The following is a 20,106-nucleotide window of genomic DNA, read 5'->3' as shown; positions in this document are numbered from 1 at the left end:
GACCGCCGGTGATGGCCTGATAACCAGTGGCTGGGGTCGGCCTGTGACTTAGGTCCTGTTGACAGGTGTGAACGCCCTCGCACAATCTTCACATGATTGGGTCGCCCTGCGCGGCCCGGACAGGCAGGTTGTCACGCCGGGAGGAGGGTCCCAGGCGCAGACCGGCCCGTCCTTCGGCCTGCGGGACGTTGCCTGGCAACCCCTGCGCGGCATGAACGCTGCACCCTTCGGCGGCACTTTCCCTGGACCGATTGCCTTGGCAACGGAATTACGCCTGCCGATGAAAACGTTTACAAAGCCGCTTGCACTGTCCCTGGCCCTGTCTGCTGCACTGGCTACCCCAGCCTGGGCCGACCCCGCCGCGTTCACTGTGCTGACCCTGGAACAGGCCCCGACCGCCGAGGCCATGCCGGCCCTGGCCGCCCAGCTGAAGACCCTGCAGGTGGACGCGGTGAGCGTGCGCCAGGTGCAGCGCGGCATCGGCCAGGTCGATCCGTTGCAGGTGCTGGCCGACGGCCTGGGCTACGAGTACCGCTTCATTGCGGCGGGCAAGGACGATGGCCAGACCCAGCGCGGTCAGGCCGTGCTGACCCGGCTGCCGATTGCCGCTGAGTCCGGCCCGGACCAGCCGGGATTGAACTACCTGCGCCTGGACGATGGTCGCCACACCGTGGCGGTGTACACCGATGCTGGTGCAGGTGCCGCGCAGCTGCCGGCGCTGGTCACGCGCTCGCGGCTCGGCGCACCGGCGGTGCTGCTTGGCGCAGTGGCCGGTGAATCGGCCAAGGCCGCAGGCTTCGACCCGGCACGTGTGGCGCTGGAAGCCGATGCCAGCTATTTCAGCGACGGCTTCCAGGCCGCCAGCAGTGCACCGTTCAAGGTGGAAGGCAGCGCCCTGCGTGCCACGCTGCTGACCCTGGCCTATGCCGCCGACAAGCACGGCGAAACGCCGTGGATGGACACCACCCTCAATGCCGATGCGCGCGCTGCGCTGCTGCTGAAGGCGATGACCGAGGATGAGAAGTTCCAGATGCTGCACAGCTACTTCGGGCTGGGCAAGGATGGTGGCCCGCTGCCGGAAGGTGCGGTCGGCTCGGCCGGTTTCGTGCCGGGCGTGGCGCGCCTGGGCATTCCGTCGCAGCAGTCGGCCGATGCCGGCGTCGGCGTGACCAATCCGGGTGGCATCCGCCCGGGTGACTTCGCCACGGCAATGCCGTCGGGCCCGTCCACCGCCTCCAGCTGGAACCGCGAAGTCGCCTTCGCTGGTGGTGCAACGATGGGCCGCGAGGCGTGGCAACAGCGCTTCAACATCCTGCTGTCGGGCAGCGTCAACCTGCAGCGCGACCCGCGCAACGGCCGCAATTTCGAGTACGCCGGCGAAGACCCGCTGCTGGCCGGTTCGATGGTCGGCGCGCTCATCCAGGGCGTGCAGAGCCAGCACGTGATCTCCTCGATGAAGCACTTCGCACTGAACGACATGGAGACCCGCCGCAACTTCCACGACGTGCGCATCGGCGAACAGGCCATGCACGAGTCCGACCTGCTGGCCTTCGAGATCGCGCTGGACGCCGGCCGCCCGGGCGTGGCGATGTGCTCGTACAACAAGATCAACGGTACCTACGGCTGCGAGAACGGCTACCTGATGAATCAGGTGCTGAAGCAGGAATGGAAGTTCCCCGGTTTCGTGATGTCCGACTGGGGCGGCGTGCACAGCGGTTCCAAGGCAGCGCTGGCCGGCCTGGACCAGCAGTCTGCCGGTGAAGTATTCGATGCAGCGGTGTTTTTTGATGAGCCGCTGCGCCTGGCCGTGCATGGTGGCGTGGTGCCGCAGGAACGCCTGAACGACATGGTGGCGCGCATCCTGCGCACGATGTTCCTGCACGGCAACTTCGACAACCCGCCGCAGCACCAGAAGGTCGATGCCGAGGCTGGCTTCGCCGTCGCCCAGCGCACGGTGGAAGAAGGCAGCGTGCTGCTGCGCAATGAAGGCAACCTGCTGCCGCTGGCCGACAGCGTGAAGCGCATCGTCATCATCGGTGGCCACGCCGACAAGGGCGTGATCGGTGGCGGTGGTTCGTCGATGGTGGGCGTGACCGCCAAGGGCACCAACGCGGTGCCGGGCGTGCTGCCGACCACCTGGCCGGGCCCGGTGATCTTCCACCCGTCCTCGCCGCTGGAATCGCTGCGTGCGGCGCGTCCGGATGCAACCATCGAGTATGTGGACGGTACCAACGCCGCCGCTGCGGCCAAGGCCGCCGCGCAGGCCGACGTGGCCATCGTGTTCGCCACCCAGTGGGCGGCCGAATCGGTGGACCTGCCGGACATGCAGCTGCCGGACAACCAGGACGCCCTGATCTCGGCGGTGGCCAAGGCCAACCCGAAGACCGTGCTGGTGCTGGAAACCAACGGCCCGGTGCGCACGCCGTGGCTGGCGCAGGTGCCGGCGATGCTGCAGGCCTGGTACCCGGGCATCCGCGGTGGCGAAGGCATTGCCGCGCTGCTGACCGGCCAGGTCAATCCGTCGGGCCGCCTGCCGGTGACCTGGGTGGTGGACGAATCGCAGCTGCCGCGCCCGCACATCGACGGCCTCGGCTTCAAGCCGGCCAAGCCGTTCGGTGATGTGTTCGATTTCGATATCGAAGGCGCCAACGTCGGCTACAAGTGGATGGCGGCCAAGGGCCTGACCCCGACCTTCGCCTTCGGCCACGGCCTGTCCTACACCTCGTTCGCTTACGAGAATCTGAAGGTGAGCGTGGAAGGATCGCGCCTGGTCGCCAGCGTCGACATCCGCAACACCGGCAAGCGCGCCGGTGCCGACGTGGCCCAGCTGTACCTGAAGCTTCCGGCTGGCAGCACCACGCCGATCCGCCTGATCGGCTACGACAAGGTGACCCTGCAGCCGGGCGAACAGCGCCGCATCCGCATCGAAGCCGAGCCGAAGACGCTGGCTCACTACGATGCGCAGGCCCGCCAGTGGAAGATCGATGGCGGCACCTACCAGGTGCAGCTGTCGCGCAACGCCGCCGAACCGCTGCAGACGGTGGACGTACAGCTGGTGGAGCAGGTGCTGCGCTGATGCCTGAAGGCATGGCCCCGCAAGGGGCCATGCAAAAAAGGGGACGGAGGGGATTAAGTCGTTTATGCATAAACGACTTAATCCCCTCCGTCCCCTTTTTTCAGGTGACAAACCACCCGTGCAGGAAATCGATCAGCTGCCGCACCTTCGGTGAGGGCTGCGTGCTGTGCGGGTAGACCGCGTACACGCTCTGCTGCGGGAACCGGTGCTGGCGCAGCACCGGGCGCAGCCGGTCCTGGGCCAGGTCGTCCTCGATCAGCCAGCGTGGCAGCACGGTGACCCCGGCGCCGGCCACGGCGAAGGCGCGCAGGCTGCTGGCACCATCCACGCGCACCACCGCGTTGCCCGGGTTGGTGGCGAACAGGGCGTCGCTGCCGTCAGGTGCAATCACCGGCACGTCGGCCAGGCGTGGGTAGCCGAGGCGGGGCAGGGTGCCCAGCTGCACGGGGTCATCGGCAGCATCGGCAGAGGGCAGGCGTGCCAGCAGGGACGGAGCCGCCACCGCGCATAGTGGGTGCCGTTCCAGCTCACTGGCATGCAGGCCGGAATCGGGCAGGCGGCCGAGGCGGATCGCCAGGTCGAAACGTTCGGGAATCAGGTCCGCCGGCGCGGGTGACGTCGACAGGTGCAGCTGCAGAGCCGGATGCCGCGCACGGAACGCCTCCAACGCAGGAATCAGACGCAGCTGCGCGTACTCCGGGGTGGTGGTGAGGCGTAGCACACCCTGCAGCTGATGCTGGTCGCGGCGGGCGGCATCGATCGCCGCCTGTGCGGCGTCCAGCGCCTGCACGCAGTGCTGCAGGAACTGTTCGCCGGCCTCGGTCAGGGCCAGGTGGCGGGTACTGCGCAGCAGCAGGGTCACGCCCAGCTCCTGCTCCAGCCGTTTCAGGTTGAAGCTGACCACCGCGCGGCTCAGGCCCAGGCGATCGGCGGCGGCGGTCAGGCTGCCGGCCTCGACCACTGCACGGAAGATATCGAAGCGATCGAGGCTGACCATGGCAATTCATTGTCAAAGCAGATTTGACAGTGTTGCAGTTGCTGTCGTGTTTTTCCAACAAGGTCCGGACGGCATGCTGGCCGCTTCCCCGCTGGAGCGCCGCCGATGCCGTCCCCCCGCCTGCGCCATGAGGCGATCTTCCTGCTGGTGTTCGCCCTGGATCTGGTCAACATGTTCATCGCCACGGTGGCCTATCCGGCGCTGGCGGCGGAACTGCATGCCGACGTCGGTACCCTGGCCTGGGTCGGCACCGCCTACATGCTGGGCCTGAGCGTGGTGATTCCGCTGGCACCCTGGCTGGCCGCGCGCTGTGGTGAGCGCCGCTTGTTGCTGGTGGCGTTGCTGCTGTTCGCCACCTCCGCAGTGTTGGCCGGGGCTGCACCGGGTATTGGCTGGCTGTTGGGCTGGCGCCTGCTGCAGGGCCTGGCTGGTGGCCTGCTGATTCCGGTGGCACAGGCGGCAGCGTACCGACAGTGCACGCCTGACCAGCGTGGCGCGCTGACCCGCCGCATCCTGCTGGTGGCGCTGCTGGTGCCGGCACTGGCGCCTGCGCTCGGTGGGCTGCTGGTGCAGTGGTTGTCCTGGCGCGGTGTGCTCTGGGCCAGCCTGCCGCTGGCCGTGGTGGCGATTGGACTGGTGCTGGCGTGGATGCCGGCCGATGGCGCGCGTAGTGCGCCACGCCTGCAGGCCTATGCGCTGTCCACCGCGATGGCGGCGCTGGGCGCGCTGCTGCTGGCGTTGACCTGGCTGGGCGAGCCCGGACATCGGACCGCCGGTGCCGTACTGCTGTTGATCGCAATGCTGTTGGCGGCGGCTCACCTGCGGCATGCACGGCAGCAGGCGCAGCCACTGCTGCGCTGGTCGCTGCTGTCCCATCGCGGGCTGCGCCTGGCGATGCTGATCTACCTGGCAGTACCCGGTGTATTCATCGGCAGCCAGCTGGTCAGTACCCTGCAGTTGCACCAGGCCGGCTATAGTGCCGCGCACATCGGCGCGCTGATGCTGCCGTGGGCGCTGGCCTCGGCCATTGCGATCACGGCCAGCAAGCGCCTGCTGGCTCGCTTCGGACCAGCCACGGTACTGCGTACGGGCATGCTTCTGCAGGCCAGCGGCCTGCTGTTGATGGCGCTGCTGCCACACCCGGTCTTTGCCATTGCAGCATGGCTGTTTGCCTTGATGGGCGCCGGCGGCAGCCTGTGCAGCAGCACGGCGCAGACGCTGGCCTTCCATGGGGTCGAGGGCGAAGCATTGGGCGATGCCAGTGCGCTCTGGAACCTCAATCGCCAGCTCAGCTTCTGCCTGGGTACCGCTGCCATCGCGCTGCTGCTGGCCTTGGCCATGCAGTGGCTGCCGGCCCGCGCCACCGGCGTGGCGCTGGGTCTGGCCGCTCTGCTTACCCTGCTGCCGATGGCGTTGCTGCGCCGGCCGCAGTTGCTCACCCTTTCGCAACCGGAGAACACCTGATGGATACCACCGCAGAACACGAAGTCCACCACCTGCACGACAAGCTGCAGGCCTGGTTCCGCGCCGACGCCGGCACCGACGCGCTGGAGGACCTGATGGCGCATTTCTGCGCGGACTTCAGCATGGTCGGCATCGCGGGTCGCAGGCTGGACCGGAAGGCCGTGCAGGCACTGTTCGCGGGCGGTCATGGCGCGCGTCCAGGGCTGCAGATTTCCATCGATGCCGTGCAGGCGGTGGAAGCGCCATCACCGCTGGCGGTGCTGCGCTATCGCGAAGGACATGCGATCGATGGCGGCGAGCCCGTATGGCGGGAATCGCTGGCGGTGCTGCGGCAGGAAGAGGGGCGTTGGCGCTGGCTGGCGCTGCATGAGGCCATTGCGGGATGATGAATACGCGCTAATTTCGGTGAACCGCAATCCCGCAAGGCCTGAAAGATCAGTGAGTGTTCTGAAAGTACACGTGTATCTGGTCGCTATCGATCAATGCAACCCGCTCCGGTTGCCCGTCGAAACAGGGGGAAATCAACATAGGTCGAAGGTCGTCGCAATGACAGGCGTCGTGCAGGAATGGCCGTAATAGCGTCAAGGTTGATGTCACGGTCTTACCTTTGAACATCTCAGCTTTCCCGCGATGTGCGACGTGATTGCTGGCGACATAGTATTCGCCTGGCGGCATATGCATCCAAAGATCATCGAGCGTAGGCAACGAAAGAGATGTCGCCGCGATGGAGCAGAAGCTTCGCATCATGAAGAAGATCCGTCGTTCTTCCTCCGCGCTGGCGAGAGCTGTGTGCTTGAGGCCGGCTAGCCGGTAGTGATTGGTCATGGTGTATGAGCTTAACGCGGCCCGCGTGGCAAGAGGAGAGGAGCTCTCGACCATTCTCGCCGACCCGCACATGTGCCATCAGTCCTGCCTGCATCCACCGCAGAACGCAAAGCCTGCACACACTTCACGGCTCAAGGCAGGAGTAGGCTTGAGACTTTCCTGCCGGGAGGGGTTTCCATGCGTGTGCGTGCCGTTGCTGTAGCCATTGCCCTTTGCCTGTCCAGCACCGTGCTGGCCGCCGAAACCCCGCCGATGACCCCGGACATCAGCGGCAAGCCCTTCGTTGCCCCTGATGTCGGTCGTGACTACGACAAACGCGTGGTGATGGTGCCGATGCGTGATGGCACCAGGCTGTATACGGTGATCGTGGTGCCCAAGGGTGCGCGCAATGCGCCGATCCTGCTCACCCGCACGCCCTACGACGCTGCCGGTCGCGCCAGCCGCAGTGATTCGCCGCGCATGCGCGACCTGCTGCCGCAGGGCGACGAGGTATTTGTCGATGGCGGTTACATCCGCGTATTCCAGGACATCCGCGGCAAGTACGGCTCCGAGGGCGATTACGTGATGACCCGGCCGCTGCGCGGACCGTTGAACAACACCAAGGTGGACCACTCCACCGACGCCTGGGACACCATCGACTGGCTGGTGAAGAACGTGCCGGAGAGCAACGGCAAGGTCGGTATGCTCGGCTCGTCGTACGAGGGCTTCACCGTGGTGATGGCGCTGACCGACCCGCACCCGGCGCTGAAGGTGGCCGCGCCGCAGAGCCCGATGGTGGATGGCTGGATGGGCGACGACTGGCTCAACTACGGCGCGTTCCGCCAGGTCAATTTCAACTACTTCGCGATGCAGACCGAGAAGCGCGGCAAGGGCACGCCGTTGCCCAGCCTCGGCTACGACGACTACAGCACCTTCCTGCGTATCGGTTCGGCTGGCGACTACGCGCGTTTCACCGGCGTGGACCAGCTGACCTGGTGGAAGAAACTGGTGGAGCACCCGGCCTATGACGGCTTCTGGCAGGGCCAGGCGCTGGACGCGGTGATGGCGAAGACGCCATTGAAGGTGCCGACCATGTGGCTGCAGGGTCTGTGGGATCAGGAGGACATGTGGGGTGCCAACCACGCCTACCAGGCAATGGAAGGGCGCGACAGCGGCAACAACCGCAACTATCTGGTGATGGGGCCGTGGCGGCACAGCCAGGTGAACTACAGTGGCAGCGAGCTGGGCGCGCTGAAGTTCGATGGTGATACCGCGCTGCAGTTCCGCCGTGATGTGCTCAAGCCGTTCTTTGACCAGTACCTGGTGGACGGTGCGCCGAAGGCGGATACGCCGCCGGTGCTGATCTACAACACCGGCGAGAACCACTGGGATCGCCTGAAGGGCTGGCCACGCAGCTGCGACAAGGGTTGTGCTGCCAGCAGCAAGCCGCTGTACCTGCGTGCTGGCGGCAAGCTGGCGTTCCAGGCACCGGCGGCGGGCGAGGGTGACTTCGAGGAATACGTGTCCGACCCGGCCAAGCCGGTGCCGTTCGTGCCGCGCCCGGTGCGTTTCGGTGACCGCGACATGTGGACCACCTGGCTGGTCAAGGATCAGCGTTTCGTTGATGGCCGCCCGGACGTGCTGACCTTCATCACCGAACCGCTGACCGCGCCGCTGCGCATCGGCGGCGCACCGGTGGTGCACCTGCAGGCGTCGACCAGCGGCACCGACAGCGACTGGGTGGTGAAGCTGATCGACGTGTATCCGGACCAGGAAGCGTCGACGCCGGAGATGGGCGGCTACGAGCTGCCGGTGTCGCTGGCGATCTTCCGTGGCCGCTATCGCGAGAGCTTCAGCGATCCGAAGCCGCTGGCGGCGAACCAGGTGCTGCCGTACCGCTTCGACCTGCCCAACGCCAACCACACCTTCCAGAAGGGTCACCGGGTGATGGTGCAGGTGCAGTCCAGCCTGTTCCCGCTGTATGACCGCAATCCGCAGACCTACGTGCCGAACGTCTACCTGGCCAAGCCCGGCGATTACCAGAAGGCCACGCAGCGGGTCTGGCACAGCGCGGCGCAGGCCAGTTACATCGATCTGCCGGTGTATTGAGGTTGATGAGGTGCGCCGGGTGCGCGATACCCGGCGGTGCGCGGTCGTACCGGCCGCTGGCCGGCTTCCGTGATGGTGTGAAAGCGTGTCGACCAAGGTCGACACCTACCAGAGCGGAGCCATGGCAGGTTGATTAGGCGGCTGCGGTCGTGCCGGCCGCTGGCCGGCTTCCGTGATGGTGTGAAAGCGTGTCGACCAAGGTCGACACCTACCGGAGAGCGGAGCCATGGCAGGTCGATTAGGCAGCTGCGGTCGTGCCGGCCGCTGGCCGGCTTCCGTGATGGTGCCAAAGCGTGTCGACCAAGGTCGACACCTACCGAGGCCTTCAGACCACTTTCGATGGGCCCGTGCGCCAGCGGCTGGGTACCAGGCCGAAACGCTTGCGGAACGCAGCCGCGAAGTTGCTGGGGTGGCGGTAACCACTGGCGGCCGCAGCCTGCTCGACAGTCCAGCCGTCCTCGCGCAGGCCCTGCTCGGCGTGGCGCATGCGTTGTTCGTGCAGGTAGTCGAACACCGAGCAGCCGTACTGCTGGGCGAAATGACGGCGCAGCGAACTTGGGCTCATGCAGGCCAGCTGGGCCAGTTCGATCAGACTATGCGCGTGGCTGGGATCGTCATGCAGGTAGGCACGCACGCGCTCCAGGCGCTCGCGCTGGCCAGCCCGCAGCGTTCGCACATGATCGGTCTGCAGATCCTCGGCCTTCAGCCCAACGGCCAGCAGCTGCAGTGCGACGCCTTCGCGCCACAACGCGTCGATGCCGTCCTCCCATGGGCTTTCGAACAGCTGGCCCAGCACCGGCAGCAGGGTATGCGGAATGGCCCAGTGGCGGCATTCCAGGTGGGTGTTGAGCGCGGTCTCCAACTGTGGCAGCTGGAACAGGTCCGGATCGATCTGGCCGGGCACCATCACGCTGACGCCGCGCATGCGCGTTTCGCCAGGATGCGCACCGGTCATCTCAACCTGTTCGCGGTGGTGCGCGGTCATCGCCGTACCAGCACGCAGGGTGAAACCACCGCGTCGCGGAATGCGCACATCGACCTGGCCCTGCAGCATCACGCGGATGGCCAGGCCGGGACTCTGCTGGGCGGTGGCGACATAAGGGAAGCGATTATGGACGTCGGAGGCGATCAGGCTCATGCCGCCGCGCAGGAACTGCTCGTTGACCTCGCCATGGCCGGCCCACTGGTCGTCACGCAGGTGCTCCGGGTCGGCGCGGTAATCGAAGCCATGGCGGTGGCCGAAGCGGCGGTAATCAGCAAAAGTGAAATATCGGGACATCGCTCGGCACGTGCTTTGGAGGTGGACGCTGGCATTAGCTCGCCCACGCGCTCTGCAATGCAGATGCAGATCCCGTCGTTACCCGTGCAGACATGCTGGGAAGCAGGGGCGTGGGCACGCTGGATGGTGGGGGAACACCAGGTTGAATGGAATGTGTCGAAGAAACTGGAAACGTTTCCCATTGTCGCCTTGATTCGCGCGCTTTTGATTTCAATATGGTCAAAACGATTGACGATTACGGCCAAAGTGAAAATGCCGCCGAACATACGCCAGCGTTTTGCATGCATATCCGTACGCAATTCCATACATCAACTTGAGTTGAGGTTTCATGGCTGGAACGATCACCCGTAGACGCGATGTCGGCCGGGCCATCACGAGCGGGCGCGTAGGGTGGGGCGGTTGGCCATTGCAGGTCACATCGATACCCCCACTGATGGAGAACGCAGATGATTGACTACCAGCTCACCGGCAAGACCGCGATCGTGACCGGCGGCGTGTCCGGTATCGGCCTGGCCGTGGCGCAGACGCTGGCCGCATCCGGTGCCCGTATTTCGGTCTGGGACCTGAAGCAGGATGCAGTCGATGCCACCGTGACGCAGCTGCGCAGTGCCGGTGCACAGGCCATCGGCATTGCGCTGGACGTTACAGACGACGCGGCCGTGGAGGCGGCGGTGCAGCGCACGATCAAGGAACTCGACGGCCTGCATGTGGCAGTCAACAACGCCGGTATCGGCGGGCCGGCCGCAAGCAGCGGTGACTATCCGATCGATGGCTGGCAGCGGGTAATCGACGTCAACCTCACCAGTGTGTTCCTGTGCCAGCGTGCGCAGATCCAGGCGATGCGCACGGCCGGAACCGGTGGCAGCATCATCAACATGGCCTCGATCCTGGGCCAGGTGGGCTATGCCGGTTCCACCGCGTACGTGGCGGCCAAGCACGGCGTGGTCGGGCTGACCCAGACCGCCGCCTGGGAGCATGCGGCCGACGGCATCCGTGTCAACGCGGTCGGCCCGGGCTTCATCAGCACACCACTGCTGGAGAAGATGGACCCCAAGGTGCGCGCCACGCTGGAAGGCCGCCACGCGTTGAAGCGGCTGGGCACGGCCGAGGAAGTGGCGGCGCTGGTTGCCTGGCTGGCCAGCGACGACGCCTCGTTCGCGACCGGCACATACTATGCGATCGATGGTGGATATCTGGCGCAATGATCGAGTGCGTGAAGGTTACGCATGGCGATGGCCAGTAGATCCAGGCCATGCGTGGATGAGCGCATGCGGTGAAGCATGCGGTGAAGAGGGCGTGCCATCGTCTTCACCGCCATCCCACGGCTGCCGAGCAACGCTCCGGGAAACGCCCGGAGCCTGCCCATGGAACTCACCCAGGATGTCTCGATCCTGCTGCGCGTGGCCGCAGCAATGCTGTTCGGCGGCGTGCTCGGTGTCGAGCGCGAGATGGGCAAGCACGCTGCGGGCCTGCGCACCCACATGCTGATTGCCGGCGCTGCTGCGCTGATTGTTGGACTCGGCGATTCAGTGGCAGAGCATTTCCAGCAGGAGCGTTACCGCGACCTGCTGCAGGTCGACCCGGTGCGCCTGATCGAAGCCGTGGTCGCCTGCGTCGGCTTCGTTGCCGCCGGCACCATTCTGCGTGGGTCACGCGAGGATCAGGTCAGCGGCCTGACCACGGCAAGCTCGCTGATCATGGCGGCGGCCATCGGCATCGCCGTGGGCATCGGCAAGTACGTGATTGCCATCGGGGTGAGCGTGCTGTGCGTGCTGGTGCTGGCGGTGATGCGGCGGTTGGAGAAGCGGATTTCGTAGGGAATCTCGAGTTGCCGGCAAGCGGCCGGCACTATCACGGGAACTGAATGGTCGGACCAATATGGCATCTAGCCCTATGGTCTAATAGGCGCTTCGTCGGAGCGGCGGTTAAATCCGCTGCAAGTGGTCTGATCGAAATCATTATTGGTAATACCAATAATCGACGGCCATGGCGACCCACCGCCTGCGGTGGAGCACATCCCGCCCCAGTCGAGAGCCCCCATGCAGCCCTGGCAACACCTGTACGACCCCGCCGGCAACCTGTGGTTGTCCAGCCTGATCGCGCTGCTGCCGATCGCGTTCTTCTTCGTCGCCCTGGCCGTGCTGCGGATGAAAGGCTGGCTGGCCGGCACGATCACCGTGGCCATCGCGCTCGGCGTCGCCCTGCTGTTCTACCGCATGCCGCTGAGCCAGGCGCTGGGCGCGGCCGGTTTCGGCTTCGTCTACGGCCTGTGGCCGATCGCCTGGATCATCATCGGCGCGGTATTCCTCTACAAAGTCTCGGTCAAGACCGGGCAGTTCGACATCATCCGCGCCTCGATCCTGTCGGTCACCGAGGACCAGCGCCTGCAGATGCTGATGGTCGGCTTCGCCTTCGGTGCCTTCCTGGAAGGCGCGGCCGGTTTCGGTGCGCCGGTGGCGATCACCGCGGCACTGCTGGTCGGGCTGGGCTTCAAACCGCTGTATGCCGCCGGCCTGTGCCTGATCGTCAACACGGCGCCGGTGGCGTTCGGTGCAATGGGCATTCCGATCATCGTGGCCGGGCAGGTCACCGGCCTGGATGCATTCGAGATCGGCCAGATGGCTGGGCGCCAGCTGCCGTTCCTTACGATCATCGTGCTGTTCTGGATCATGGCGATCATGGATGGCTGGCGCGGCATCAAGGAAACCTGGCCAGCAGTGCTGGTGGCCGGTGGCTCGTTCGCCATCGCGCAGTACCTGACCTCCAACTTCATCGGCCCGGAGCTGCCGGACATCACCGCGTCGCTGGCCTCGCTGGTCTGCCTGACGCTGTTCCTGCGCCGCTGGAAGCCGGTGCGGATCTTCCGTTTCGACACCGAAACCAGCGCCGAGGCGGCCGCACAGGCACTGGAGGCGCCGCGCTACAGCGTCGGCCAGATCGCCAAGGCTTGGTCCCCGTTCCTGATCCTCACTGCGATGGTCACGCTGTGGAGCATCAAGCCGTTCAAGTCGCTGTTCGCGGCGGGCGGCCCGCTGGAAAGCTGGGTGCTGAAGATCCCGGTGCCGGGGCTGGACCAGATGGTGCAGAAGATGCCGCCGATCGTGGATGCACCGCTCAGCTACGAGGCGATCTACAAGTTCGACTGGTTCTCGGCCACCGGTACCTCGATCATCCTGGCCGCGGTGATCGCCATCATCGCGCTGCGCATGCCGGCCCGTTCGGCGCTGCAGACCTTCGGTGAGACCGTGCGTGAGCTGCGCATGCCGATCTACTCGATCGGCATGGTGCTGGCCTTCGCCTTCATTGCCAATTACTCGGGCCTTTCGGCGACGCTGGCGCTGGCACTGGCGCACACCGGTGATGCGTTCCCGTTCTTCTCGCCGTTCCTGGGCTGGTTGGGCGTGTTCCTGACCGGCTCGGATACTTCGTCCAATGCCTTGTTCTCGGCACTGCAGGCGACCACCGCGCAGCAGATCGGCGTGTCCGACGTGCTGCTGGTGGCGGCCAACACCACTGGTGGCGTGACCGGCAAGATGATCTCGCCGCAGTCGATCGCCATTGCCTGCGCGGCGGTCGGCCTGGCCGGCAAGGAATCGGACCTGTTCCGTTTCACGGTCAAGCACAGCCTGATCTTCACCACGATGGTCGGCCTGATCACCCTGGCCCAGGCTTACTGGCTGACCTGGATGATTCCCTGAGCCATGCACGGTCAGCCGACCACCCGCTGCGCGCTTCGGGCCACAATGACGCCATGAGCACGCAACGTATTTCGGACAAGGTGGCCGCGCAGCTGCGCGGCCTGGTGCAGGAACAGCGGCTGCAGCCGGGTGACCGGCTGCCGGCCGAACGCACCCTGGCGGTGCAGCTGGGGGTCTCGCGAACGGCGCTGCGCGAGGCCATCGCGCAGTTGGCCAGCCAGGGCCTGCTGACCGCACGGGTCGGAGGCGGCACCTACGTGGCCGAACCCGCGGCGCGCGCGCGGCAGGCGCTGGATGAACCGCTGGCGCCGTACCTGCCGCTGTTCCAGGGCGACCCGGAATACCGCTTCGACGTGCTGGAGATCCGCCACGCGCTGGAAGGTGCCACCGCCTGGCATGCAGCGTTGCGCGCCACCGATGAGGATCGTACGCGCATCGCGCAGGCGTTCCAGACCATGATGGACGCGCACGGCAAGGATGACCCCACCGGCGAAGCGGAGGCCGACGCGGCCTTCCACCTGTCCATCGCCGAGGCCTCGCACAACCTGGTGCTGCTGCAGGTGATGCGCGGGCTGTTCGAACTGCTGCAGACCAACATCTCGCAGAGCCGCGAAAAGCTCTACACCTCGGCGAGGACCTTCTCGCCGTTGTCCGACCAGCACCGCGAGATGATGGACGCGGTGCTGGCCGGCGACCCCGAACGCGCGCGCGCCGCCGCGCATGCCCACCTCGAGTTCGTGCACACCACGCTGCGCACCCTCGATGACAACGAAGCCCGGCGTGCGCGGGCCTCGCGTCTACCTTCCCCACACGGTTGACCCCATGATCATCTCCGCCTCCACCGATTACCGTGCCGCAGCGCAACGCCGGCTGCCGCCGTTCCTGTTCCATTACATCGATGGCGGCGCGTATGCCGAGCACACGCTGAAGCGCAACGTTTCCGACCTGTCCGACATCGCGCTGCGCCAGCGCATCCTGCGCAACATGTCCGACCTGAGCCTGGAAACCGAACTGTTCGGCGAAACGCTGGCGATGCCGGTGGCACTGGCGCCGGTCGGCCTGACCGGCATGTATGCCCGGCGCGGCGAGGTGCAGGCGGCGCGCGCGGCCGACAGTCGAGGCATCCCGTTCACCCTGTCCACCGTATCGGTGTGCCCGATCGAGGAAGTGGCACCGGCCATCCAGCGGCCGATGTGGTTCCAGCTGTATGTGCTGCGCGATCGGGGCTTCATGCGCAACGCGCTGGAGCGGGCGCAGGCCGCGGGCGTGACCACCCTGGTGTTCACCGTGGACATGCCGGTGCCGGGCGCGCGCTACCGTGACGCGCACTCGGGCATGAGCGGACCGAATGCCTCGCTGCGCCGCATCGGCCAGGCCATCACCCACCCGCACTGGGCGTGGGACGTCGGCCTGTTCGGCCGCCCGCATGATCTGGGCAACATCTCCACCTACCGCGGCAACCCGACCGGGCTGGAGGATTACATCGGTTGGCTGGGCAGCAACTTCGATCCGTCCATTTCGTGGAAGGACCTGGAGTGGATCCGCGAATTCTGGAAGGGCCCGATGGTGATCAAGGGCATCCTCGACCCGGATGACGCACGTGATGCGGTCAAGTTCGGCGCCGATGGCATCGTGGTCTCCAATCACGGTGGCCGCCAGTTGGACGGCGTGCTGTCCACCGCACGCGCACTGCCGGCGATTGCCGATGCGGTACAGGGCGATCTGAAGATCCTCGCCGATTCCGGCATCCGCACTGGCCTGGACGTGGTGCGCATGCTGGCGTTGGGTGCCGATACCGTGCTGCTGGGCCGTGCCTTCGTCTATGCACTTGCAGCGCAGGGTGAGGCGGGCGTGGCCAACCTGCTGGACCTGATCGCGAAGGAAATGCGCGTGGCGATGACACTGACCGGTGCGCGCCGCATCGCCGACATCGGTCGCGATTCGCTGGTCAGCCTGCCATGAGTGGCCACGATGCCGTGCTGGCGCAGTTGCGCGATGCGGTCGGCAACCGCCATGTATTGACCGGCGACAAGGCCACCCGCCGTTTTCGCCGTGGCTACCGTTTCGGCGACGGCCCGGTGCTGGCGGTGGTGCGCCCGGGGACGCTGCTGGAGCTGTGGCGTGTGCTGCAGGCGGCGGTGCAGGGCGGAGCGGCGATCATCCTGCAGGCGGCCAACACCGGCCTGACCGGTGGCTCGACCCCGGATGGCAGCGACTATGGGCGTCCGATCGTGCTGGTCAGCACGCTGCGCCTGACCGGCATCCAGCTGTTGAACGAAGGCCGCCAGGTGCTGTGCCTGCCTGGCGCGACGCTGGACCGCCTGGAGCAGACGCTGGCACCGCTCGGCCGCGAACCGCATTCGGTCATCGGCTCGTCCTGCATCGGTGCGTCGGTACTCGGTGGCATCTGCAACAACTCCGGCGGCGCGCTGGTGCGCCGTGGCCCGGCCTACACCGAGCTGGCACTGTATGCGCAGGTCGATGCGCAGGGCCAGCTGCAGCTGGTCAACCATCTGGGCATCGCGCTGGGCGATACGCCCGAGCAGATCCTGCAGCGCCTGCAGGCGGGTGACTACCGTGCTGCAGACGTTGGGGACGGCGATGGCCGCGCCGCCTCCGATCCACGCTACGCCGAGGAAGTGCGCCGGGTCGATGCCGATACGCCGGCACGCTTCAATGCCGACCCCAGCCGCCACTTCGAGGCAGCGGGGTCTGCCGGCAAGCTGGCAGTATTCGCGGTGCGCCTGGATACCTTCGAGAAGGAGGCCGCCGAAGTCTTCTACATCGGCAGCAACCGCACCGACAGCCTCACCGCGATCCGGCGCCAGCTGCTGACCGGCTTCGAACGCTTGCCGATTGCCGGCGAATACATCCACCGCGATGCCTATGACATCGGCGAGCGCTACGGCAAGGACAGTTTCCTGCTGATCGATCGCCTCGGCACCGCGCGTGTGCCGGCCGCGTTCGCATTGAAGAGCCGGGTTGACGGCTGGTTCGAGCGGCTGGGGCTGCGCGGGGTGACCGATCGGGTGATGCAGGTGCTGACCGGCCTGCTGCCCTCGCACCTGCCCAAGCGCATGGGCGAGTTCCGCCAGCGCTACGAGCATCATCTGTTGCTGAAGGTCTCCGCGCAGGACGCCGCGGAAACCGAGGCCTGGCTGCGCGGCTTCTTCGCCGACCATGAGGGCGGCTACTTCCACTGCACGGCCGATGAGGGGCGCAAGGCGTTCCTGCATCGCTTCGCTGTGGCCGGCGCCGCGGTGCGCTACCGCGAGGTACACCGCGACCAGGTGCAGGACATCGTCGCGCTGGACATCGCCCTGCGCCGCGATGATGCCGACTGGTTCGAGCAGTTGCCGGTCGATATCGATGGCCGCCTGCTGCACAAGCTGTATTACGGCCACTTCCTGTGCCACGTGTTCCACCAGGACTACATCGCGCGCAAAGGCGAAGACCCGATGGCGATCGAGCATGCGATGTGGGCGTTGCTGGACCAGCGTGGCGCCGAGTATCCAGCCGAGCACAACGTCGGCCACCTGTACCCGGCCAAGCCGGCGCTGGCCGGGTTCTACAGGCAGTTGGACCCGAGCAATACCTTCAACCCGGGTATCGGCCAGACGTCGAAGGCGAAAGGGTGGGGTGGCTGCGACTGTAGTGGGCATTAGCGGCGCACTCTCTGAAAATTCGGATCTCTTGCATTCATCACTGATCGGGTTCGCACTAGGCTGAGGTCTTGGCTGAAACGGATACAGAACCAATGCAGAGTGCGGATCAGATATGGGCGTCCATCAAAGCGTCGCTTCACGAGAAGAATTGTCTGGATGAAGTGCAGTTGCGGCCGGGAGCTTCCGAAAGCGAGCTGGTTGAACTGGAAGCTCAGCTTGGAGTCGCTTTGCCAGATCTGCTCAGGCAGCTGCTGATGATTCACGACGGGCAGGATGGGGCCGGGCTTCTGTTCGGCACTCAGATGCTCTCGTCCATGGAGGTCAGGCGGCAGTGGCAGGGTTGGCGTGAGATCGAGGCCGACGGCATGAACGAGGACTGCGCGGAGTTCATGAAGTCCAGTCCTGCGGGGGTGGTGAAGCCGATGTATACCAATGCACGTTGGATACCGCTGACTCACGATGGTGGCGGCAATCACATGGGATTGGATTTCGATCCCGATATTGACGGTGCTGAAGGACAGATGATTGCCTTTGGTGCGGATGAAGACACCAAGTACCTTCTTGCTCCCACTTTCGCTGACTTCGCTGAGAAGGCTGTGGAGTGGATCACTCAGGCAAGCTGGGATGGTGAGAATCTCGAGTCGTCAACTGATGACGGCTTCGCTCCCCCGGCCATTCTCCGTACTGCTGGAGGGGCGTAGTTGGGAGCGCCGTTCTGACAGGTAGTGTGCCGCTTGGGTTCCGGTTGACCCGGCTGGTCGCGATCGTTCCGTTATTCCTGCGCTACCATCTTGATTCCACGAGCAGGAATCTCATCCATGCCCCCCGTCCTTGCCCGCACGACCGTGTGCGTTGCACTGCTGGCCACCCCGATGCTGGCGCTGGCGCAGGGCTCGATCCTGCCGCAGCAGCGTGACGCTGCGGGCAACGTGATGGAGCCGTTGGGGCAGGTGCTGATCGCCCATGAGACGGGGCCGGCGGGGCTCTACGAGTGCACGCGGGACGGCAACTGGTGCGTGCGCGTGCAGCCGGTTGCCAAAGATGGTGACCGGCCGACCGTGCTGGAAGTACTTGAGAAGGAACCGGGCCAGGGCACGCCACACACCTACCACGTCAGCATCGACGTGCCGCAGGAAAGCGAGCTGTCGCTGTGGCCGTGGATCGTGCGGCTGGCACCTGGCGTGGGCAGCGATGAACCGGTGACCGACCCGCAGCAGCGCGCCCGCCAGAATGTGCTGGTGGGTGGCATCGTCACGTTCAGCGCCATGTACTCCGGTGGAGGTGCCGACGCGTCCACGCTGCAACTGGCACGCGTGCGCCACCTGCAGGACGACATCCAGGTGGACGACGACGTGTTGACCGTGCCATGGCTGGGCAATGCGATGATCCGCGCCTGTTTCAGCGAACAGGACATCAAGCAGCGCGCAGGTGCCTGCCATGACGAATACGGCTTCTCGGCGAAGCTGGCGCTGGATACGGTCGCCGAGGGCATGCCGGTGCTGCGCTACCAGACCGTGGCGACCCGGTTCCCGGCCGGTGTTTCGCGCTTCGAGGATTCGCTGGCCAAGGGGCCGTTGAAGAAGCAGGATCTGCGCACCGAGCAGGACCCGGCGTGCACCTACACGCGGCTGTTCCGCTTCAGCGATGGGGTATTCCACCCCGACCAGGCGCTGCCGGATTGCGCGGGGTATACCGAACCCTGAAATGTAGAGTCGAGCCATGCTCGACTGGTGTTTTTGGGGGGCCCGCCGCGCAACACAGGCGCGGGGGGCGAGGGAGAACCCCCCGGCCCCGTGTGGTTGCCCGCCCCCCCCCCCCCCACCCCCCCCCCCCCCCCCCCGACTCTACAAAAGCCTGCTGCCGCGCTTACTCGCAGCGGGTGGACGTGATGATGTTGTCCTTGTCCACGAACACGCGCAGGCGGTCCGGGCGGATGTCCTTGGTGGTGATGGTGCTGGGGCCGATCGGGTTGACCAGGCCGGCACCGCTCTCGCGGGACAGGCGACGGATGTTGGGCTCGTTGGCCGGCTGGCCGATCGCCCAGCCCAGCTGGCTGGCGTCGCAGCGGCCACTGCCTTTGACTTCCGGGCCAGGGGTGCTGACGCAGGCCGACAGCAGCAGGGCGGAGGCCGGCAGCAACAGGGACAGACGGAATGCAGACATGTGAGCGCTCCTGCGCAGGGGACGATGGCGGGAACGATAGCACCGAGCGTGCGAAAGGCGTCAGCGCCCCGGTCATTGCCGGCACAGCGTGGTCATTGCATAGTGGGAGGAATAGCTGGCAGTACGCCAGCGGGCAGGCCGGGCCTTTCCGGCGCAGGTGTTGGATACGGTATGACGGCAGGCAGTTTCCGCGGCAAGGACAAGACAATGACGGCCCTGATGTTGTCGTTGCTGGGCGTGGCGTTTGCCGCCTCCGCTGCCGATCCGGAACCCGAGCAGGTCCAATCCCCGGTATTCGGCGCCTGGCGCAACCTGCAGACCGAATCCGGCTACGCGCCGGCGCAGCGTAACCTGGCCTTCGCCATGCTGCCGCAGGCGGCCACCCGCGGCGACCGTTTCGCCATCCTCGACCGCGAGGGCAAGCGGGCGGTGTGCTGCCTGCAGGTGGCCAGCCCCTCGCTGGGCGTCGCTGCGCTGCGCGGGGAGTACCACCTGCCGCAGGCCTGGGTGACGGACCTGAGCAATGGCCGTAGCCCTGCACGACCCTATGTGCCGCACGTCTATGCGATGCAGCGGGTGGACGAGCTGGCCGACTACAGCTTCGCCGATGTACCTGGCGCCTACAGCGACCTGGGCGGTCTGCTGATTCCGGAAGGTGCCGCGCTGGAGGCCGACGGCAGTGCCGTGCGCCTGGGGGACAGCCGCTATCCGCTGCATTTCCAGCGCCAGCCGCACGCCGATGACGATGGCGCGCTGGACCGCTACAGCCTGCAGGCCGGAGAGGGTGCCGCCCCGATCGTGGTTGAAGTGCCGTTCGGCACCTACTGATTGCAGCGTTGCACTGGCTAGAA

Annotated in this window: 18 protein-coding genes; 14 read left to right on the top strand and 4 right to left on the bottom strand. The window is 66.0% G+C overall.

All coding sequences use genetic code 11. The features are described from left to right. Positions 1-280 precede the first annotated feature (280 nt). Positions 281-3,076 carry a glycoside hydrolase family 3 C-terminal domain-containing protein gene (locus tag V3B64_RS21070; protein ID WP_329914895.1) on the top strand — a complete coding sequence of 932 codons (2,796 nt, stop codon included), beginning with the start codon at positions 281-283 and terminating at the stop codon, positions 3,074-3,076. Positions 3,077-3,176: 100 nt separating this feature from the next. On the opposite strand, the gene V3B64_RS21065 is transcribed toward V3B64_RS21070, so the two are convergent. Then, entirely contained in the window at positions 3,177-4,073 is an 897-nt protein-coding gene (locus tag V3B64_RS21065; protein ID WP_329914894.1) for a LysR family transcriptional regulator, read from the bottom strand. Between the two features lie 105 nt (positions 4,074-4,178). Here V3B64_RS21065 and V3B64_RS21060 point away from each other — a divergent pair, with 105 nt between their 5' ends. Continuing rightward, a complete protein-coding gene (locus V3B64_RS21060) occupies positions 4,179-5,537 on the top strand; it encodes an MFS transporter (RefSeq protein WP_329914893.1) in 1,359 nt (452 codons plus the stop codon). Further along, positions 5,537-5,923, top strand: coding sequence for a DUF4440 domain-containing protein (locus tag V3B64_RS21055; RefSeq protein WP_329914892.1), 387 nt, complete (start codon positions 5,537-5,539; stop codon positions 5,921-5,923). Before V3B64_RS21060 ends, V3B64_RS21055 begins: the two co-directional genes overlap by 1 nt. A gap of 49 nt (positions 5,924-5,972) precedes the next feature. Here the strand turns inward: V3B64_RS21055 and V3B64_RS21050 are convergent, their stop codons facing one another. Then, the gene (locus tag V3B64_RS21050) at positions 5,973-6,362 is read right to left on the bottom strand and encodes a hypothetical protein (RefSeq protein WP_152593528.1); all 390 of its coding nucleotides are present in this window, start codon (positions 6,360-6,362) and stop codon (positions 5,973-5,975) included. Between the two features lie 177 nt (positions 6,363-6,539). On the opposite strand from V3B64_RS21050, the gene V3B64_RS21045 reads away from it, so the two are divergent. Then, positions 6,540-8,450: a CocE/NonD family hydrolase gene (locus tag V3B64_RS21045; protein ID WP_180854594.1), complete on the top strand. Its 1,911-nt coding sequence runs from the start codon at positions 6,540-6,542 to the stop codon at positions 8,448-8,450. Between the two features lie 325 nt (positions 8,451-8,775). On the opposite strand, the gene V3B64_RS21040 is transcribed toward V3B64_RS21045, so the two are convergent. Further along, positions 8,776-9,729 (bottom strand): AraC family transcriptional regulator, encoded by a 954-nt coding sequence (locus V3B64_RS21040; protein WP_032129614.1) that lies wholly within the window; start codon positions 9,727-9,729, stop codon positions 8,776-8,778. A 57-nt stretch (positions 9,730-9,786) separates the two neighbouring features. Between V3B64_RS21040 and V3B64_RS21035 the strand changes: the two genes are divergently transcribed. The 9 genes from V3B64_RS21035 (at position 9,787) to V3B64_RS20995 (ending at position 18,795) form a co-directional block, all read left to right on the top strand. After that, complete coding sequence (locus tag V3B64_RS21035) at positions 9,787-10,080, top strand: hypothetical protein (protein ID WP_125894599.1); 294 nt, start codon at positions 9,787-9,789, stop codon at positions 10,078-10,080. A 95-nt stretch (positions 10,081-10,175) separates the two neighbouring features. Further along, positions 10,176-10,934 carry an SDR family NAD(P)-dependent oxidoreductase gene (locus V3B64_RS21030; RefSeq protein ID WP_049398446.1) on the top strand — a complete coding sequence of 253 codons (759 nt, stop codon included), beginning with the start codon at positions 10,176-10,178 and terminating at the stop codon, positions 10,932-10,934. Positions 10,935-11,093: 159 nt separating this feature from the next. Continuing rightward, entirely contained in the window at positions 11,094-11,546 is a 453-nt protein-coding gene (locus tag V3B64_RS21025; protein ID WP_005410036.1) for an MgtC/SapB family protein, read from the top strand. A gap of 222 nt (positions 11,547-11,768) precedes the next feature. Continuing rightward, positions 11,769-13,427 (top strand): L-lactate permease, encoded by a 1,659-nt coding sequence (gene lldP, locus V3B64_RS21020; RefSeq protein ID WP_121503536.1) that lies wholly within the window; start codon positions 11,769-11,771, stop codon positions 13,425-13,427. Positions 13,428-13,480: 53 nt separating this feature from the next. Beyond that, positions 13,481-14,245, top strand: coding sequence for a transcriptional regulator LldR (gene lldR, locus V3B64_RS21015; RefSeq protein ID WP_012480578.1), 765 nt, complete (start codon positions 13,481-13,483; stop codon positions 14,243-14,245). A 4-nt stretch (positions 14,246-14,249) separates the two neighbouring features. Next, positions 14,250-15,389 carry an FMN-dependent L-lactate dehydrogenase LldD gene (lldD, locus tag V3B64_RS21010; protein ID WP_014037557.1) on the top strand — a complete coding sequence of 380 codons (1,140 nt, stop codon included), beginning with the start codon at positions 14,250-14,252 and terminating at the stop codon, positions 15,387-15,389. Next, on the top strand, positions 15,386-17,092 hold the full coding sequence (gene dld / locus V3B64_RS21005; RefSeq protein WP_329914889.1) for a D-lactate dehydrogenase: 1,707 nt from the start codon (positions 15,386-15,388) through the stop codon (positions 17,090-17,092). The genes lldD and dld overlap by 4 nt, the downstream gene beginning before the upstream one ends. A gap of 92 nt (positions 17,093-17,184) precedes the next feature. After that, positions 17,185-17,793, top strand: a complete 609-nt coding sequence (locus tag V3B64_RS21000) for an SMI1/KNR4 family protein (RefSeq protein WP_329914888.1) — start codon at positions 17,185-17,187, stop codon at positions 17,791-17,793. A 117-nt stretch (positions 17,794-17,910) separates the two neighbouring features. Further along, the gene (locus V3B64_RS20995; protein WP_049398451.1) at positions 17,911-18,795 is read left to right on the top strand and encodes a hypothetical protein; all 885 of its coding nucleotides are present in this window, start codon (positions 17,911-17,913) and stop codon (positions 18,793-18,795) included. Positions 18,796-18,958: 163 nt separating this feature from the next. Here V3B64_RS20995 and V3B64_RS20990 read toward each other — a convergent pair whose 3' ends face one another. Continuing rightward, on the bottom strand, positions 18,959-19,255 hold the full coding sequence (locus V3B64_RS20990; RefSeq protein WP_006373100.1) for an I78 family peptidase inhibitor: 297 nt from the start codon (positions 19,253-19,255) through the stop codon (positions 18,959-18,961). Between the two features lie 171 nt (positions 19,256-19,426). On the opposite strand from V3B64_RS20990, the gene V3B64_RS20985 reads away from it, so the two are divergent. Then, entirely contained in the window at positions 19,427-20,083 is a 657-nt protein-coding gene (locus V3B64_RS20985; RefSeq protein WP_049463092.1) for a hypothetical protein, read from the top strand. Positions 20,084-20,106 lie beyond the last annotated feature (23 nt).

Source organism: Stenotrophomonas sp. SMYL86, from assembly GCF_036320025.1.
GTDB classification, from domain to species: Bacteria; Pseudomonadota; Gammaproteobacteria; order Xanthomonadales; family Xanthomonadaceae; genus Stenotrophomonas; species Stenotrophomonas maltophilia_A.
Note: the sequence above shows the minus strand (reverse complement) of the source record. Positions and strands in the feature narration are given on the sequence as shown.